Here is an 865-nt window from a genome sequence, read left to right as displayed (position 1 = left end):
GGTCCCCGGGACCCGCCGTCGGCCCGCCTCAAGGTGGGGAAACTCAGCGGGCCGAGGCGTCTTTTCCGGCCGGCAGGGCTTTCAGGCCTGCCGCGCAGGCGACGATCCCGGCGATGAACACCACTTTGACGATGCTGAAGGCCTCGGCGCCGGTGGCCATGGCCCAGCCGACGGTCAGGGCGGCCCCGATGCCCACCCACACGGCGTACGCGGTGCCCAGCGGGATGTGGCGGATGGCCAGGCCCAGGCCCACCATGCTGAGGGTTGCCGCCACGGCAAACACTGCGGTGGCAGCGGGCTCCGTGAACCCGTTGGAGAGGCCCAGGGCTGTGGCCCACACGGCTTCGAGGACTGCGGAGAGCAGCAGCAGCGGCCAGGCGAAGGAGGCGCCGCGCATCACGCCACCACCTTCAGGCCAACCACGCACACGGCGATGCCGGTGAGCAGGAGCAGGCGGGCCGCCGTCGGGCGTTCAACTTTGGTGGCCATGGCGTAGGCGGAGGTGAGCACCACGCCTACGCCCACCCAGACGGCGTAGGCCGTGCCGGTGGGAATGGACTGCATGGCGATGGCCAGGCCGGCCATGCTGGCGGTGACGGCTGCGAGGAACACTGCGAGCGGCACCAGCCTGCGCCGGCCGGTGGCGGTGAAGGCCTTGTTGAGGGCTGCGGCCCAGACGGCCTCCAGCGCTCCGGAGAAGATGAGGATAATCCACGACATGACGTATTCCTTTGGCCAGTCTTGTCGCGTGCCGGGTACTGAACCGTCGTCCGGAGGCTCAAGCGGTGGAGCCTTGCGGCAAGCCTAGCAACCCCGATCGGGGGCGGCCAGTATTGGTGGCAAAGGTCACCAATGCGTGCCCCTC

At 69.5% G+C, this 865-nt stretch carries 2 protein-coding genes and 1 riboswitch; both genes read right to left on the bottom strand.

The genetic code is table 11. From position 1 onward, the window contains the following. Window positions 1-43: 43 nt before the first annotated feature. On the bottom strand, window positions 44-397 hold the full coding sequence (locus ASF72_RS00475) for a DMT family transporter (RefSeq protein WP_056595562.1): 354 nt from the start codon (window positions 395-397) through the stop codon (window positions 44-46). Beyond that, the gene (locus ASF72_RS00470) at window positions 397-720 is read right to left on the bottom strand and encodes a DMT family transporter (RefSeq protein ID WP_056595559.1); all 324 of its coding nucleotides are present in this window, start codon (window positions 718-720) and stop codon (window positions 397-399) included. The genes ASF72_RS00475 and ASF72_RS00470 overlap by 1 nt, the downstream gene beginning before the upstream one ends. A gap of 10 nt (window positions 721-730) precedes the next feature. Further along, a riboswitch (guanidine-III (ykkC-III) riboswitch) is annotated at window positions 731-797 on the bottom strand. Window positions 798-865 lie beyond the last annotated feature (68 nt).

Source organism: Arthrobacter sp. Leaf141 (assembly GCF_001424565.1).
GTDB lineage: Bacteria > Actinomycetota > Actinomycetes > Actinomycetales > Micrococcaceae > Arthrobacter.
Note: the sequence above shows the minus strand (reverse complement) of the source record. Positions and strands in the feature narration are given on the sequence as shown.